The sequence below is a fragment of the Chlorobium sp. genome (genome assembly GCF_021740465.1).
GTDB lineage: Bacteria > Bacteroidota > Chlorobiia > Chlorobiales > Chlorobiaceae > Chlorobium.
In genome coordinates this window covers 1-17082 of sequence record NZ_JAIOZR010000026.1, presented here as the reverse complement: position 1 = coordinate 17082, position 17082 = coordinate 1, and the positions used below count along the sequence as shown (strand labels likewise).

Annotated in this window: 13 protein-coding genes and 2 pseudogenes; 9 read left to right on the top strand and 6 right to left on the bottom strand. The window is 54.4% G+C overall.

The window, feature by feature from the left end; translation table 11 throughout:
* The first annotated feature begins 273 nt into the window (after positions 1-273).
* A complete protein-coding gene (locus tag K9G39_RS10070) occupies positions 274-747 on the top strand; it encodes a rubrerythrin family protein (RefSeq protein WP_292004795.1) in 474 nt (157 codons plus the stop codon).
* Positions 748-853: 106 nt separating this feature from the next.
* A complete protein-coding gene (locus K9G39_RS10065) occupies positions 854-1348 on the top strand; it encodes a ferritin (RefSeq protein WP_292004794.1) in 495 nt (164 codons plus the stop codon).
* A 103-nt stretch (positions 1349-1451) separates the two neighbouring features.
* Here the strand turns inward: K9G39_RS10065 and K9G39_RS10060 are convergent, their stop codons facing one another.
* A complete protein-coding gene (locus K9G39_RS10060) occupies positions 1452-2318 on the bottom strand; it encodes a metallophosphoesterase (protein WP_292004793.1) in 867 nt (288 codons plus the stop codon).
* 143 nt (positions 2319-2461) lie between these two features.
* Here K9G39_RS10060 and glgP point away from each other — a divergent pair, with 143 nt between their 5' ends.
* Positions 2462-4576, top strand: a complete 2115-nt coding sequence (glgP, locus tag K9G39_RS10055; protein WP_292004792.1) for an alpha-glucan family phosphorylase — start codon at positions 2462-2464, stop codon at positions 4574-4576.
* A 37-nt stretch (positions 4577-4613) separates the two neighbouring features.
* The gene (locus tag K9G39_RS10050) at positions 4614-5558 is read left to right on the top strand and encodes a dihydroorotate dehydrogenase (protein WP_292004791.1); all 945 of its coding nucleotides are present in this window, start codon (positions 4614-4616) and stop codon (positions 5556-5558) included.
* Between the two features lie 294 nt (positions 5559-5852).
* On the opposite strand, the pseudogene K9G39_RS10045 reads toward K9G39_RS10050, so the two are convergent.
* A pseudogene (locus K9G39_RS10045) lies at positions 5853-6228 on the bottom strand (four helix bundle protein).
* 82 nt (positions 6229-6310) lie between these two features.
* Positions 6311-7390: a DUF4407 domain-containing protein gene (locus K9G39_RS10040; protein ID WP_363319388.1), complete on the bottom strand. Its 1080-nt coding sequence runs from the start codon at positions 7388-7390 to the stop codon at positions 6311-6313.
* 229 nt (positions 7391-7619) lie between these two features.
* Here K9G39_RS10040 and ispF point away from each other — a divergent pair, with 229 nt between their 5' ends.
* Complete coding sequence (ispF, locus tag K9G39_RS10035; RefSeq protein WP_292004788.1) at positions 7620-8093, top strand: 2-C-methyl-D-erythritol 2,4-cyclodiphosphate synthase; 474 nt, start codon at positions 7620-7622, stop codon at positions 8091-8093.
* Positions 8094-8121: 28 nt separating this feature from the next.
* Here the strand turns inward: ispF and K9G39_RS10030 are convergent, their stop codons facing one another.
* A complete protein-coding gene (locus K9G39_RS10030; protein WP_292004787.1) occupies positions 8122-9396 on the bottom strand; it encodes an FtsX-like permease family protein in 1275 nt (424 codons plus the stop codon).
* 173 nt (positions 9397-9569) lie between these two features.
* Here K9G39_RS10030 and K9G39_RS10025 point away from each other — a divergent pair, with 173 nt between their 5' ends.
* The 3 genes from K9G39_RS10025 to holB all read left to right on the top strand — a co-directional run bounded on the left by K9G39_RS10025 (position 9570) and on the right by holB (position 13540).
* Positions 9570-10775: a 6-phosphofructokinase gene (locus tag K9G39_RS10025; RefSeq protein ID WP_292004786.1), complete on the top strand. Its 1206-nt coding sequence runs from the start codon at positions 9570-9572 to the stop codon at positions 10773-10775.
* 672 nt (positions 10776-11447) lie between these two features.
* Positions 11448-12359 carry a branched-chain amino acid transaminase gene (locus K9G39_RS10020; protein ID WP_292004785.1) on the top strand — a complete coding sequence of 304 codons (912 nt, stop codon included), beginning with the start codon at positions 11448-11450 and terminating at the stop codon, positions 12357-12359.
* A 17-nt stretch (positions 12360-12376) separates the two neighbouring features.
* Entirely contained in the window at positions 12377-13540 is a 1164-nt protein-coding gene (holB, locus tag K9G39_RS10015; RefSeq protein ID WP_292004784.1) for a DNA polymerase III subunit delta', read from the top strand.
* Positions 13541-13601: 61 nt separating this feature from the next.
* Here the strand turns inward: holB and K9G39_RS10010 are convergent, their stop codons facing one another.
* A complete protein-coding gene (locus K9G39_RS10010; RefSeq protein WP_292004783.1) occupies positions 13602-14624 on the bottom strand; it encodes a class I fructose-bisphosphate aldolase in 1023 nt (340 codons plus the stop codon).
* A 265-nt stretch (positions 14625-14889) separates the two neighbouring features.
* On the opposite strand from K9G39_RS10010, the gene K9G39_RS10005 reads away from it, so the two are divergent.
* Positions 14890-16074, top strand: a complete 1185-nt coding sequence (locus K9G39_RS10005; protein WP_292004782.1) for an iron-containing alcohol dehydrogenase — start codon at positions 14890-14892, stop codon at positions 16072-16074.
* A gap of 26 nt (positions 16075-16100) precedes the next feature.
* Here K9G39_RS10005 and K9G39_RS10000 read toward each other — a convergent pair.
* A pseudogene (locus K9G39_RS10000) lies at positions 16101-16867 on the bottom strand (hypothetical protein).
* Positions 16868-17082 lie beyond the last annotated feature (215 nt).

Below are 17082 nucleotides of genomic sequence, written 5' to 3'. Positions count from 1 at the left end.
AAGAAAGCACTGAAGGTCGCCTGATCACACAGAACGTCGGGATACTCCGGCATCAGCAGACCGCCCGGTTCGTCGGAATGCAGCTCGACCCCGGTGGAAGAGGCAGCATAAGTGGCAATTTCGCAAGGGTTGTACAGGAAACCTGCTCCCCTCCTGGTCAACGCAATAATTTCATGCGCTTTCACCTGCCGAGAGGCATTGCAGGATTCAACACTTAATGCGCAAGATCGTATATTACTTTTCAGCTGAATCACAAACCAAACCGACCCGGCTATGACCAACATCATCTCGGAGCATCTCGACGAATCCATAAAGCTTGAACACAATCTTGCCAAACTCTACACGGTGCTCAACGACCTGTTTCCCGATGACGAGGATTTCTGGTGGCAGCTGGCAATGGAGGAACGGGGACACGCTGCACTGCTCCAGCAGGAGAAAAAACAGCCGCAGCCTCTCGAGTTTTTCCCTGAAAACCTGCTGGCCGGCGATCTGGAAGCCCTCATGCAAACCAACTTGCGGATTGCGGACCTGATCGAGCAGTATACCAGAAAAACTCCGTCACGTAAAGAGGCTTTTTCAACGGCGCTTGAACTCGAACTGGCCGCGGGAGAGTCGCATTTTCAGAATTTTCTCGACACACCTTCACCTTCACCGTCGGTCGAGATTTTCAAACAGCTCAATCAGGAAGATCGTGACCATGCCGAAAGAATCAGGACCTACATGAGGGAAAACAATATCGACCGATAAAAAAAGAAACCGGGAAACTATCTGGAAGCGGCTTGCGTTGATTCTTACAACTGCATATTATTTAATATTTTACATAAATATATAATTGATAAAACGGAGAGATCGCATGCTCAGTAAAAAACTTGAAAAAGCCTTTAACGAACAGATCAACCACGAATTCGCATCATCCTACCTCTATCTGTCGATGGCTGCATATGCCGAATCGGAAAACCTGCCTGGTTTTGCAAGCTGGCTCAAACTTCAGACAAAAGAAGAGATGGGCCATGCCATGAAGCTCTACAAATTTGTGAACGAGCGGGGTGGTCGCGTTCAGCTGCAGGCTATCGAACAGCCTAAAACCGAATTCAAGTCACCCGCAGGACTTTTTGAAGAGGTACTCGGCCATGAGAGAAAAATAACCTCGCTCATCAACAAGCTCTACGAAATCGCGCTCGAAGAGAAGGACTATGCCGCACAGGTCATGCTTCACTGGTTCATTGAGGAACAGGTAGAGGAAGAAGCGGCTGCGTCGGAAATTCTTGAAACCCTGAAAATAGCCGGTGAAAAAGGCCATGCGCTGATCATGATGGACCGCCAGCTTGCCCGTCGCGGTCAGGGCTGAAAGGTTTTTGCCGATCGGAACATCGATAGACCGGTATTCCAACCATAAAAAAAGCTGCCTTTTCCGGCAGCTTTTTTTATGGTTGGCGTCCCTGATTTCCGATTCACGGCAGACTGAGAAATTGCTGTGCGCAGCTTCCGTCGGCACCGATAACCATCTCGCTGTAACGGTCGGGAGCGTAACGGAAACTCCCCCCGTTAACGATCTGCATACCCTCCAGCGCGTAGGTCTGAAAGCGGTGAAAATGGCCGTGCAGTATCACTCTTGCCCGAAGAGCCTTCATCGCGGAGATATATTCGCTGCGGTTGATCAGCTCCATGGTCCAGTCAAAAGCCTGATCGATCGGTGAAAGCGTGCCGTATACCCTGAGTGCATGGTGGCAAAGCCCCACGACAAAACTTTCCCTCAAAGCCCCGGCTACTTCTGGCAGGGAAAATGCGCGAAGTTCCGAAGTCTCGATAAACCCTCTCGCCCCGAGAGGGTTATCCGAACGGTGCCAGGGCCAGACCGAATTGACTGCGGCAAAACCCAGAGAGAGTGCGGGAAAATTCATCACCTTTACAAAAGGAAACCCGGCTGGCACACCCTCGCCTCCGGCCATCAGATCGCCGAAGAGAGCACAAAACGCCGCAAGGCGCTCCTGCAGGGCTCGCCGGCGGCTTCCGGGAAAAGGGTTCAGCGCATTGTAGATCCGCATCTCCTCCTCGATATTTATCAGATCGTGATTTCCCGGAATCAGCGTTGTCCGCTCCCAGGAGAAAAACCCGTGCTCGGCAAGTTTCTCGCGCATAACGAACCATCCTGCCGGAGTTCCGGGATCGCAAAGATCACCCGTAATAACGAGATGATCGATCCCTCTCAGGTTGAAATAGTGCAGCATCCTGTCAAGTCCGGCAAGGCCTTTGCGGTCGTTTCGGCCCCCGAGATGGATGTCGGAAATATGCGCTAAAGTTACCGTATTGTGAATCACTTGCAGCAGATTGCGGTTTTAAAGACTAAAAGAGTAAATTAAGCAATACTTTTTCAATGCAGCTTCTGCAGTCGAGAGTGATAAGATACACTCTTTCTTCGAATAAGCTCCTGCAAGCGCATGTTAACTATTCCTGCAAACCTATGCGTAAAACCGTATCGTCCTGTAAAGAACTCACAAGAAATCTCTGGTGGTCATGGGACACTGAAGCCAAAGAAATTTTCAAGGAACTCTCCCCTATTCTCTGGGAGAGGGTCAATCATAACCCTGTCGAACTGCTGCGGCATATATCCAACGAAGAGCTCCAGTCCCGCTGTCAGTGCGAACTGGGCGAAAAGATCGAACGGGTAGCCGAACGTTTCAGAACCTACATGAAACAGCCCGACACCTGGGCAGCGGCAAATGTTCCGGAACTCGTAAAAAATCCGGTAGCTTATTTCTGCGCCGAATTCGGCATCCACGAAAGTGTCAGGATCTATTCGGGAGGCCTCGGCGTGCTTGCCGGCGACCATATCAAATCCGCAAGCGACCTCGGCATCAACTTTGTAGGCATTACACTTTTCTACAAGGAAGGATACTTCCGCCAGTACCTCAACCACGATGGGTGGCAGCTTGAAGATTATCCGCTGCAATACGCCGAAAGCCTCCCGATTGAAAAAGTCACCGGACCCGACGGCAAGGATCTCATCATTTCGGTCAACATCGCACAGGGAGAGGTCTTCGCACAGGCATGGAGTCTCAAGGTCGGAAGGGCAACCCTCTACCTGCTCGATACCAACATTCCGGCCAACGAATCTCATTACCGCGACATCTGCTGCCGCGTATACGGCGGCGACCAGAACATGCGCATCAATCAGGAGATCGTGCTTGGCATCGGCGGCGTAAAGCTGATCAATGCGCTCGGCATCAAGCCGGCAGTCTACCATATGAATGAAGGCCACTCAGCCTTCCTCACCCTTGAACTGCTTGCACAGGAACTCGCTGCAGGTAAGCCGATGGAAGAAGCAAAGAAATCCGTCAAGAACCATTGCGTCTTCACGACGCATACTCCGGTACCCGCAGGTCACGACCGCTTCTCGCGCGACATGATGCACTACACCTTCGACCGTTACCTCCAGCAGTCCGGCATCGATTTTGATGACCTGATGCTGCTTGGCTCCGAAGACCGCAGCAACATCTACGGACTCTTTACCATGACCGTGCTTGCCCTCAACTTCTCAAGAGCGGCCAATGGAGTTTCGAAACTGCACGGCGAAGTATCCCGACAGATGTGGCAAAACCTCTTTGAAGTCGGCTCGCCCGATCTGGTGCCCATCGGCCATATCACAAACGGAATCCACTCGCAGAGCTGGGCCAGCGGAGCGACCGAACGCTTCTGGTGCAAATTCACCGACAGCCTCGACACCCTCACCGCATCGCGTGAAGCCGCCGAAGCCGTACTTGAAAACGTCAGCGACGAAGCGCTCTGGTGCCTCCGGTACCGCCTCAAACGCAATCTGATCGACTTTATCTACCGGTACCTGGCAAACCAGCTCTTCCACCAGCACACGCACTCGATGTATCCCGAATACGATTCATCACGGATGGCGAAAAATACGCTTTCTCCGGACGTGCTTACCATAGGATTTGCCCGCAGGTTTGCAACCTACAAACGCGCTCCGCTGGTATTCAGGGATCTTGAGCGCCTCAACCGGATCATCAACCATCCCACCATGCCGGTGCAGATCGTATTTGCAGGCAAGGCCCATCCGCATGATGACGCAGGCAAGGATTACATCCGCCAGATTGTCGAACACTCCCGGAGACCCCAGTTTTCGGGAAAAGTGATCTTCCTTGAAAACTACAACCTCGGCGTAGCCAAACGGATGGTGTCAGGTGTGGACGTATGGCTGAACAATCCGGTCAGACCTATGGAGGCAAGCGGAACTTCCGGCGAAAAAACCGTGCTGCACGGCGGCCTGAACTTCAGCGTACTCGACGGCTGGTGGCCCGAAGCCTATAACGGCGAAAACGGGTGGTCGATCGGCAACGGAGAGATGTTCGACGACTACCAGGAACAGGACCGTTTCGACGCCGAAAAGCTCTACGATGTGCTTGAAAACCAGATCATCCCGACCTATTACGAGCACGATGAAAACAACCTGCCATTCAAATGGCTCAAGAAAATCCGTAACGCCATCGCAACCATAGCGCCGGAATACAACACGCACCGGATGGTCAGGGATTATGCTGAAAAGTACTACCTGAACCGGGACTGAGAACCAAACGGCTTTCATCTGAACACGAACCGGAACCATGGGTAACGAAGCCGCCATACGCACCCTCAAGCCCGCCGCAGCCGTATCGCTCGGCCGCGGGCTTGACCTCAAATCCCCGGTCATGCTCGCTTCCGGCACCGCATCCTACGGAGAGGAACTGAGCAGGCTTTGCAATCTCGCAAAAATCGGAGGGATCGTCACCAAGGCGATCTCTCTTGAGCCCCGTGCAGGCAACCCTCCGCAGCGCATTGCCGAAACCCCTTCCGGCATGGTCAACGCCATCGGGCTGGCAAACGTGGGGGTGGAACGGTTCATTTCCGAAAAAGTACCCTTCCTGCGAAAACTCGACACAGCGGTCGTCGTCAACATAGCCGGCCGTTCGATAGACGATTATGTCGAGGTGGTTTCCCGGCTCGATGGTGTTGAAGGTCTCGACGGATATGAGATCAACCTTTCATGCCCCAACGTCAAGGGCGAATGCATGATCATGGGCGTAAGCCGCGACGCAACCTTTGAAATCGTTTCGGAGCTCCGCAAGGTGACCCGGCGTCACCTCATGATCAAGCTGACCCCGAACGTCACCTCCATCAGCTCCATCGCACTTGCTGCGGAGGAGGCCGGAGCCGACTCGGTCTCGCTGATCAACACGCTTGTCGGCATGGCCGTCAACTACAAAACCCGTAAACCGCTTATTAGAAACATCACCGGAGGCCTCTCCGGTCCTGCCATTAAGCCCGTAGCACTCGCAAAGGTCTGGGAGGTTTACAACGCTGTAAAGATACCTGTGGTCGGAATGGGCGGCATCGGCAGTTTCGAAGACGCCATGGAGTTCCTGCTGGTTGGCGCGAGCGCCATTCAGATCGGCACCATGAACTTCGTCTACCCCGACATCAGCCAGCGCGTCGCCGAAGCCGTTGAAGCCCACTTCTCGACTCCAGGAGCCCCGGCATACCGGGATTATGTAGGAAGCCTGATTGTTTAAATGCCGTTGGCTGTTCGCTGTATGTCGTGAGCCGAAAAAAAGTGAGTGTTAGGCAGTAGGCTGTAGGCTGTAGGCTGTAGGCTGTAGGCTGTAGGCTGTAGGCTGTAGGCTGTAGGCTGTAGGCTGTAAGGAGAAAATATCAGGATAAACGGTAACGGCACTAACTATCCAAAAATAAAAGCGTAAGCATGCTGCCAGGCAATTAAATCGTGAAAAGTTTTCGCTGCATCTCTCCTCTCCATTCCATCTTCTCCTGGCTAACTACCGACTCTTTCCTTCTTCCCCACTCCTCGACTACTGACTACCGGCTACTGCTTTAATAAGCCCCGTCAGGAGCTTGCTTATCATCTCCACCTGCTCATTCAAATTCATTCCGATCGGAAGAAAAATAACAAAGATCGGCAGCAAGCAGACTATAGTAGCGACACTCTTCGAGTGAACCTTGAGCTATGTTGAAAAAACGGACCTTATCAGCATTTGAGTTTTTCACAAAACCTTCCGCAATATTTGCCGGAATTGAAACCGCAGCTCGCCGAAATTGTGATGTCAATCCATATATTTCCTCTTTTGGAAACGACCGGGTAACCCTGTAAACATCCAAAACAAAAGCGTGGGCATGCTGCCAGGCAATTAAATCGCGAAAAGTTTTCGCTGCATCTCTTCTCTCCATTCAGTCTTCTCCTGGCTAACTACCGATTCTTTTCCTCCTCCCCACTCCTCGACTACTGACTACTGACTACTGACTACAATCTTCACCTTTTCTGCCCCATATACCGGCGGGCATGCCGACGGCCTGGTTTGGCCCCCATAAACCGGTACTGGCGGACAACCCTGTTACGGTTCAGGAACGCAGTATTGGTAAGCTGGGCAATGATCCGGCGCTCGGTTTCACTCCCTTCGACATCCGAAGGACCGGCATCGGAGAGCAGTTTCACAATAAGAGGAGCACACTCGAAGGCGATAAAGAGCAGCGTTATGAACTGAACCGCAGCAGCCGATGAGCGACTCACATCGCCACTGTCGCGCGTCAGTGCACCAAGAGCCCAGTTCCTGTCGGCAAAACCTGCATGAACGGCTTTTCGGTCGAGCAGCTCTTCGGTGAGCATCATCTGGTTGTTGATCCCCTCAGCCGCTTTCTGTGCATTCATGTAAGCCTGAAGTTCGGCAAGCTGTGCGGCAAGAAACACCAGTCGCTGATGTTTGGCATCAACCACCAGTTCCTTGTTTTTCGCATAGGTGCCGTATCCGGGCACACCCGACGTCGTTGCCGTTTTCGAACCGAACACCTCCTCCTTGAGTTCCTCGCGAAGCCGATTGACATCGCTGCTCAACAGGTCGTACTCTGCCTGATACTTTTTGATCTGCGACAGTTCCAGCGCATACTTCTCAGTGAACGAAGCCTGAACCTTTCTGATCTGCTCCTTCTGATCGCCAAGATAACGCTCCTTGAGACGTTCATGTATCTCCTTGTCGAAAATCTTCAGCTCCAGCGGACGAGCGATGACAATAGCGATCAGCACCGCAAAGACAAGCCGGGGCGAAGCCTGCCAGAACTGCCTGAGCCCTTTCGAGGTTTTATTGATGCTCGATACGATATAGCGATCGAGATTGAAAATGGCGAGCCCCCAGAGCAGGCCGAACAAAACCGACCAGATCGGAGCGAAGGGGTTTCCGGCGAAGACGAAATAAAGCGCATAGCCACCCGAAAGGCCGGCAAAAAGAGCCGTGAACACGATGGTCGCGCCGATACCAAGATATTTGCTGTGTTCTGTGGAATACTTTTCAATAAAATGAACCGGCGTTCCGGAACATATCCAGAAGAATCGCTGCATTTGCAAAAAACTCATCCCAGGGGTTCCCCCTGCCCCCTCGGTAATGTTGAGGAAAAGTATTATAACGCAATTTAAGACTTTATCGCCGGCAGGACAAATCGGGAGCAGCGGGCGCCTGAGAAAGTCAAGAAAAGCACAATAGTGATCCCCACACCTTGCTCCTTGCTCCCTACTCCTTTATATTTATTGCCCGACAAAACAGTTTCATCCTTTAAACCATTACAGCACCATGCGCATTGGAATCGGAATAGACGTTCACCCTTTCGCCGAAGGCCGCAAGCTGGTCATCGGCGGTGTAGATATACCCTCAACAAAAGGCCTTGACGGCCACAGCGATGCCGATGTGCTGCTCCACGCCGTCAGTGACGCCCTGCTCGGCGCCGCAGCGCTCGGCGACATCGGCCTGCATTTTCCGAACACCAGCCAGGAATTCAAGGACATCGACAGCATGATACTGCTCCGCCACGTTGGAAAACTGCTGAAAAAAGAGGGATTCGAAACCATTAACGTCGACGCCATGCTGCTGCTCGAAGCGCCTAAAATCGCCCCCTACATAGACGAAATGCGCCGTAATATCGCCCGCTGCCTCGGGATGGAGATCAATGCAGTATCGGTAAAGGCCACCACCAACGAAAAACTCGGTTACATAGGACGCGAAGAGGGTGCTGCGGCTCACGCCGTCTGCATTATCCGTCAGCAGTGAAAGCCTCCCTCCGGGAGGCCGGGAAGAACTAAACGCCCACCTGGCCTCTGAGGATGCTCACCGGAGGGTATCTGGTGGCCTTCCTGGCCGGCGTTATGGAAGAGAGCACGGCAATGAGAATACCGAAGGCAATGACCATAAGATGAGCTTCGGGGGTTTCAAAAATGTTGATGCGGTCACTGCGCAGCACTCCCGCCGTGCTCGCCTCGAAACGAATAAGCGAAATGAAATGGCAGATCACATGTCCGGCCGGACTGCCGATCAGAACGCCAAAAATGCCCATGATCAGCCCTTCGAGCATAAAAATAAGGGTAATGCTCCCGCGCTGCACCCCCATCGAACGAAGTATGGCGATATCGCGAACCTTCTGCAGCACCACGGTGGTCATCACCGAAGAAACACCAAGCCCGGCCACGACAAACACGAAACCCACAAGCACCAGCGTGATGGCGGCATTGCGGTTGTAGAACTCGATGACGTTCCGGTTGGTTTCATCCCAGCTTTCGCTGCGGTAGCCGGTCAGGCGCTGGACGGTTGACGCAACGGCGCCTGCACGATCGACATCCGCCGTTCTCAGACCGATACCGGTTGCAGAATTTTCGGCTATGCCCTCCATTCTCTGGGCGAGCGGAAGGTTCACATAGGCCTCGCGTTCATCCTTTGCATTAAACCCGCTGCTGAACATGCCGACAATCGTTACCGGATACTGCTCGCTGTTTTTCGTCACCAGCACAATCCGGTCGCGATACTCCGCATTGAGCTTTCTGGCCAGAAGATTGCCGACAATAATGCCGTTCGGCGTCCAGGCAAGCTCATCGAGCGCATTTTTTTCGACAAGATTTTTCTTCAGTCCGGCAATATCGGCCTCCAGAATGGGAACCACCCCTCGAGCGGCACAGGCCGTAAACCGGCTCTTGTTGCGGGCGATCACCCTTGTGATCACGAACGGGGAGATACGCTCCACTCCGGGAACCCTGCCTATCCGCTCAACCACATCCGGATAGCTCTTGATCAGCTCCTTTGCCTCGGTTGTTACATTCTTCTCGACCATGGAGATTGTTCCGGGAATATTTCCGATAACATTATCCGGCACGAGCGGATCGATCCTCTCGGCGCTCACCAGCACGTGAGGTGCCGTATCGATCACCTTGGCCACAACATTCGACGACGATCCGTTGGCGACCGAAATGGTGGTTACCAGCATGGCCGAACCCACGGCCACACCGAGAGCTGTCAGGAGGGTCTGGCGCTTGCGCTCCCTGAGGTGAACCCAGGCGATTTTCAGGTGATCGAAAAAGGTCATGCAGCGAAGGGAATCATCGTAACGTCAACGAATACGGCAGGGTAAAATGCCCCTGTCGTGATGAAAAATCACACAAAACATCTATCTTGACTGCCATAGGCAGGAGATACTCCTCAAATGTATAAAAATTAGGCCGTTAAAATCTAACCCGAGCAATCAAGGAGAAAGGAACCGTGAAAAAAATAGGAATCCTGACCAGCGGCGGAGACTGCGGGGGGCTGAACGCCGTCCTGAAAGGCGCCGCCCTGATGGCAGAAGCCCGTGATCTTGAACTGTATGTCATTCCGAACGGCTATGCCGGTTTGTATAACCTTGTCGACAGCGAAAAGATAGTCAGACTCGACAAAGAGCGCCTCGACCAGTTCGATGCGATGTTTGCCGGCTCCGAAGCCGGTCATTCAAGGGTTAAAATCAAGGCAATCCGCAATCCCGACAAATACAACCGCATCAAGGAAGGCATGAAAAAGTTCAACCTTGACGGTCTTATCATAAGCGGCGGCGACGACTCCGGAAGCGTTATGGTCGACCTCAGCCAGCAGGGCGTGCACTGCATCCATGCGCCGAAAACCATGGATCTCGACCTGCAGACCTACTCTGTAGGGGGCGACTCCACCATCAACCGCATTGCCCAGTTCGTCCACGACCTTAAAACCACCGGCAAGACCCACAACAGGGTGCTGGTCACAGAAGTGTTCGGCAGGTACGCAGGCCACACTGCTTTCAGAAGCGGCATTGCAGCCGAAGCCGACTGTATTCTCATTCCCGAAATTCCGGTCAACTGGGAGGTCGTCTACGAACACCTCGCCAAACGGTTCACCCGCAGGATCCGTCAGAGCGACGTGCACAGCGGCACCTACACCATCGTCGTAGCCGAAGGCATGAAAAACGCCGACGGCACCGAAATTGTCGACGAATCAGCAGGTATCGACGCTTTCGGCCATAAAAAACTCGCCGGCGCGGGCAAATACACCTGCCAGGAAATCCAGAAACGCATGAAAGCCGATCCGGCGATGCCCATCTTCATGAAAGAGACCGGCATGTTCGTCGAAGGCGTTTACGAAATCCCCGAAGTTCGTGAAATTCACCCCGGTCATCTCGTCCGTGCAGGCAACTCTTCGGCATACGACGTCAATTTCGGTTACGAAGCCGGAGCCGCGGCCATCCTTCTTCTGCTCGACGGAAAAAGCGGCGTCACGGTATCGAAAGTCAAGGGACGCAAGGTCGAATACATCGAGTCGTCGAAAGCCATCACCCAGCGTCACGTCGATCTCGATCAGGTAGCCCTTTACGAATCGCTCGGAATCTGCTTCGGACGCACGTCGAGCAGCTACGAGCCGATCCTCCGCGAAGTGGAAGGCGTCTACGAAAGGATATACTGAGCAAGTAGGCAGTAGGCAGTAGGCAGTAGGCAGTAGGCAGTAGGCAGTAGGCAGAAAAAAATTGATTCTGCCTGCTATCTGCTGTTTTTTTTATCGCCAGAACTTTCAGTCCGCCCCGTGATCCATCTTCTCCCGCTCACCGCGCCCACTCTTCTCCGCCCACTCTCTTCCCCACTCACCACACACAGCTCACTCTCTTCTCCGCCCACACTCTTCTCCCCTCTACCTGATACCGACTACCGACTACCGACTACCGACTACCGACTACCGACTACTGACTACCAACTACCAACTACTGACTACCAACTACCAACTACTGACTACCGACTACTGACTACTGACTACCGACTACCGACTACTGACTACCGACTACTGACTACCAACTACCAACTACTGACTACTGACTACCGACTACTGACTACTGACTACTGACTACCGACTACTGACTACTGACTACTGACTACTGACTACTGACTACTGACTACTGACTACTGACTACCGACTACCGACTACTGACTACCGACTACCGACTACCGACTACCGACTACCGGCTACCGACTACCGACTACTGACTACCGACTACTGCCAAACCCACATTCTTCTTTTAAAAAAGGCAAAACCGTATATCTTTCAGGTTTGTACCGGTAATGCTAAACACCCAACGACTTCACCATGAACAAGTCCGAAAAAATCTGGATGAACGGCGAGCTGATCGACTGGAATGATGCGAAAATCCACATTCTGTCGCATGTCGTTCATTACGGATCGTCAATATTCGAAGGCATCCGCTGCTATGAAACGGCAAAAGGTTCGGCGGTACTTTTCCTCGACGAACACATCAAAAGGCTCAGAGACTCGGCAAAAATATACCGTATCGAAATACCCTATTCCGAACAGGAACTCAAGGATGCCATCACAGGCACCATCAAGGCCAACGGCCATAAATCTTGCTATATCAGGCCGCTCGTCTACCGCGGCCAGGGGGCGCTCGGCGTCAACCCCTATCTGGCGGCTATCGAGGTTGCCATCGCCACCTGGGAGTGGGGCACCTATCTCGGCGAGGATGTGCTTGAAACCGGCGTTGACGTCCGTGTCTCTTCGTGGAACCGTCTGGCTCCGAACACCCTTCCCTCATGGGCAAAAGCCGGAGGCAACTACCTGAACTCCCAGCTTATCAAGATGGAAGCTCTCATGGACAACTATGCCGAAGGGCTTGCGCTCGACACGAACGGCTACGTTTCCGAAGGAAGCGGCGAAAACATTTTCGTCATCCGCGACGGCGTTATCCATACCCCGATGTCGGCACAATCGATTCTTCCGGGTTTCACCCGTTACGCGGTCATGCATATCGCCAGCGAGCTCGGTTACGAAGTCCGTGAAACCATGATACCCCGTGAGGCGCTCTATGTCGCCGACGAGGTCTTCCTTACCGGCACCGCGGCGGAAATCACGCCGGTCAGAAGCATCGACAAATACCCGATCGGCAACGAAAAACGCGGTCCGATCACAGAAGCCCTGCAGCATCACTACCTGAAAATCGTCAAGACCGGTGAAGATCCCTACAACTGGCTGACCTTTATCTGAACCCTCAAGAGGATGGCATGAGCTGGAAAAACATTATCGGCCAGAAACAGCAGATCCGGGTTCTGCAGAAAGCAATCGAAACCGGACGTCTCGCTCATGCCTACCTCTTCACAGGTCCTGAAGCGTCAGGAAAGGAGAGCATCGCCTTCGAGCTGGCACGGATGCTCAACTGCCGCAACAGCCGGGAAAACCCCGAAAACGGTTCATGCGGAACCTGCCCCGACTGCATGCAGATAGCGGCCTTCATGCACCCGAACATCGAATACATCTTTCCGGTAGAGGCCGCGCTGCTCGACGCCGGAGAAAGCGTAAAAAAAGAGAACAAAAAATTCACCGAGGCCAGGGAGCGCTACGAAGCGCTCGTCGAAGAAAAAAAGCTGAATCCCTACCTTACGCCGTCGATGGACCGTTCCATGGGGATTCTCAGCGAGCAGATCGTCGCGCTGCAGCAGAAAGCGCTCTACATGCCCTCCGAAGGCAGCCGGAAAATATTCATCATCTCGCAGGCCGACCGGATGAACCCCGCGGCTGCAAACAAGCTGCTCAAGCTGCTCGAAGAACCGCCCGGCCACGTCATGTTCATCCTTGTTTCGTCGCGCCCCGATGCGCTCCTTCCCACCATCCGTTCCCGCTGCCAGCAGATCCGCTTCCAGCGTACCTCTCCCCAGGAGCTTCGCCTGTGGCTTGAGGAAAACCGTCCCGATATAACGGAACCCGAACTCGGCTTTACCGTAAACTTCTCGCGAGGCAACCTGGCCCTTGCCTGGGAGCTCATGAGCCGGAGCGGCAGCAGCGAGGGGATTCCTGCCGTCCTGCTGCGCAACCAGGCAATCGACTACCTCCGCCTCGTGCTCACCCCGAACCGCTTCCACGAAGCACTCATCGCCTGTGAAAACCATGCGAAAAACCTTTCGAAACCGGAGGTCGTCCTCTTTCTCGGCTCCCTCCTGCTCTTCTTCCAGGATGTCAACCACCGCCTGATCATCCCTGGCTTCAAGGGACTCAACAACCCGGATATCACCCCGGCAATAGACCGCTTCACCAAAAGCTTCCCCAATCCGGACTTCTTCGCAATCTCCACCCTAACCGAAGAAGCCATCCGCGCCATCGACCGTAACGCGAACCCGCTGCTCGTCCTCTCCGCCTGGACCGCAGAAATCAGAACCCATATCCGGAAGTAGCCCCATCGGGCAAAACCCGTTTTTTTTCCCAGCACCGACAGTCCCGAAGTACGGCAATCGATTATTCAGCCCGCTCCATGTCCAGCGTATACCGACCCTCGCGGGCCAGCCCGTTCAATCGGCACCGTTTCGACAATGCCTGTTGAGCGGCGGCAAGATTGCGCTCCAGGCCCATCCAGGCGGCAAGCACCGGCGCCTGCAGGGCCCTCCCGTAAGAGAAGCTGACCTGCCAGGGATGCGGCCCCACGGTATTCATGGCGTTCAGATGTTCCGTAGCCTCTTCTGCGCTCTGCCCGCCAGAAAGAAATACTATCCCCGGCACTGCAGCCGGAACGTAACGCTTCATGCAGCGGATTGTGGCCTCGGCAACCTGTTCGACGCTGCTCCGGCGTACGCTCAGCTTTCCGGCGATCACCATATTCGGCTTCAGCAGCATACCCTCGAACAGCACGCGGTGAAGATCAAGTTCGGCGAACACCGCTTCGAGCACCATGGATGTCACCGCTTCGCAGCGTTCAATGCTGTGGGCGCCGTCCATGAGCACTTCCGGCTCCACGATCGGAACGATATCGAGTTCCTGACACAGTGCGGCGTAACGCGCCAAAGCATGCGCATTGGCACGGATTCCGAACGGCGAAGGGATATCGTGCCCGTCGATCTCGATAACCGCCCTCCACTTGGCGAACTCCGCCCCGAGTTGCCGATATTCTGCAAGCCGCTCACCGAGGCCGTCCAGACCCTGGGTGACCTTTTCGCCGGAGAAGAGAGGCAGCGCCCTGGCCCCTTTATCCACCTTGATCCCCGGAATGATTCCCCGGCCAGAGAGGTGCCTGGCGAAGGGAGTCCCATCGCGGGTTGATTGGCGCAGCGTTTCGTCGAAAAGTATGACGCCGCCGATATGGCGCTCGATACCCTCGGTCGTAAAAAGGATTTCGCGGTAACGCCTGCGATTCTCTTCGGTTGACTCCACTCTGATCGAATCGAACCGCTTCCGGATGGTGGGTGTGCTTTCGTCCGCCGCAAGTACGCCCTTCCCTCCCGATACGATGGCTTTCGCTACAGACTTGAGTTTGTCGCTATCCATTCGCAGCTCCTGTTTTCGTTTCGCGTTCCGCAGTATAGCGATCCAACCATAAACTTTGTTTTTCAAAGAAAAAATACACAAAAACCAACAGAAACCGGAAACCGTTCTCACGTTCAGGAGTCTTTCCGGCACTGCAATCGCCCGAAAAAGAAAAAAAAGAGTGGAAATACCTTATTTTTCGATATAAACCGGACAGGGCACATGAGAGGATTCCGGGCATATCCGTGTAATGGCTGACAGATAACATCTCACAAGGGAGAACAGCATGAAATTCGAATTCCTGAACCCGACGCATCTTGTTTTCGGAGCAGGGTCGCTCTCCAGACTGGGCGAAGTGGTGCGCGCATACGGAAAAAAGGCACTGCTCGTAACCGGAGGAGGCAGCGTCAGGCGCAACGACACGTTCGACCGGGCGGTTTCGAGCCTGAAAGCCGCAGGCGTCGCGGTAGCGGAGTGCTCCGGCATCGAGCCCAATCCACGGCTCTCGACGGTATTGAGAGGCGCTGGAATCGCAAGGAGCGAAGGGTGCGACGTGGTGGTCGCCCTCGGCGGCGGCAGCGTGATGGACGCCGCCAAGGCTATGGCTGCAACGCTCTTTTACGAAGGCGACCCGTGGAACATGATGACCGGTCAGAAAAACCGGAGGCTCCCGGAAAAAGCCCTCCCCGTCGTCACCGTGCCGACCCTTGCGGCCACCGGTTCCGAAATGAACGGCGGTGCGGTCATCACCAATGAAAAAACGACCCTGAAGTCTTTCGTCACAGCCGGATGCCTCTATCCCCGCGCCGCCGTCGTCGATCCCGAGCTGACCCTTAGCGTGCCGCCGGATCAGACCGCTTTCGGCATCTGCGACCTCATGACCCACGTAACCGAATCGTACTTCAACGGCGTGGACGGCACGCCGCTTCAGGACCGCTTCGCCGAAGGAGTGATTCACACCGCCATGGAGTGGGGGCCAAGGGCAGTCTCCGACGGACGAGACATCAAGGCACGGGCCCAGGTACAGTGGGCCTCGGTGGTGGCCCTGAACGGCTGGGTGCAGATCGGCACCCTGGCGCCCTACCCGGTGCATATGATCGAGCACTCCCTCTCCGCCCATCACGACATTGCGCACGGTGCGGGACTCGCTGTGGTAAACCCGGCATGGATGCGGTTCGCAGCCAGAACCCGCCCCGAACGCTTCGCGCAGTTCGCGGAGCGCATTTTCGGACTGTCGCCGCAGCGTCCCGACGATTCGGAAGCCGCAGCACAGGGCATCGACCGGTTCGAGGCGTTCCTGCGCTCTATCGGCTGCCCGACCTGTCTTTCGGAGGTCGGCATAGGAAAAGCACTGCTCGAGCGCTATGCAAAGGATACGCTTCTTGTCGCCCACGACGCCGACGGCCGCCTTCCCGGCCGGCCGTCCATGAGCGAAGCGGACATCGTCGAGGTACTGCGTTCTGCGCTGTAAAAGCGGCAAAGGTAATCCGGCAGGAATCACATGAGGCATCGTCGCAGCTTCAGCATATAGCTAACGGCATTTGACGTCACTCCGGGATGCCGACCCGTTCCGGCCAGAGAGAGACCGTACTCGAACACGGCTTTTCTTGCAAGCTGCTTTCTGAGGAAAGGGATCTTGCCACACCTGTTTACGGAGCGCAGGAATAGTGCGGTTATTCCCGCAGCCTTGCAGGCCAGCACGTTCGACCAGCCACCCTGCTAACGCACGAGGGGGGCCCCTGACAGCACCTTTTCGCGCTCGACGGCCAGTTCCTCTTCGAGAAACCGGAGATGAGCTTTCTTTGCCGATCCCATCCTGACGTAAAAAAACGCAGCACGTAGTTCCGATCCATTTCGTAGTATTTGAACGTGCCGAGAAACTCCACATGGCTGCACCAGAAATACGATGCAGGCAGCTTCAGCGTTTCGACCAGCCCTGCCGCAGATTGGACTTGATTGTAGGCCACCAGTTTGCCGAAGTATACCTCCTCCTCGCAGATGATGGATTTGTAGCGGTTCTGAAAGAGATGACCGACCCTCTGGTGACGCCGGTTGAAGTACTGCGCATAACCGGTGAGCAGACGACGCATGCAGGTGGAGATGTCGAGCAGGATTTGCGCATGGTTCGTCATGAGGAAGAAAGCGTAGATGCTCGTCCCCGATCCCTTGGCCTGCAATCCCATGCGATCGAAAACCGCCTTCCTGCCGGTATCGTCCCGAACGATTCTCCCCCCTCTCTGCCCCCGGATGATTACATGGTGCAGGGTTCATGGTGCGTCAAGTCACGCTCCTCGAGGAATAGAGTGTTATCGTTTAAGTTTCAATCGATACATCTCAGTACAGTAGTGTCCGGTAAAAAATAAAGAAGGTCTGAAAGCTCAGAGGAAACGGCGATATTAAAAGTGACGAAACTTTTGGTATCAGCTCTATTCACAAGGAGTTCCAGACCATGAAACAAGTTACAACGATTCTGGGAGAG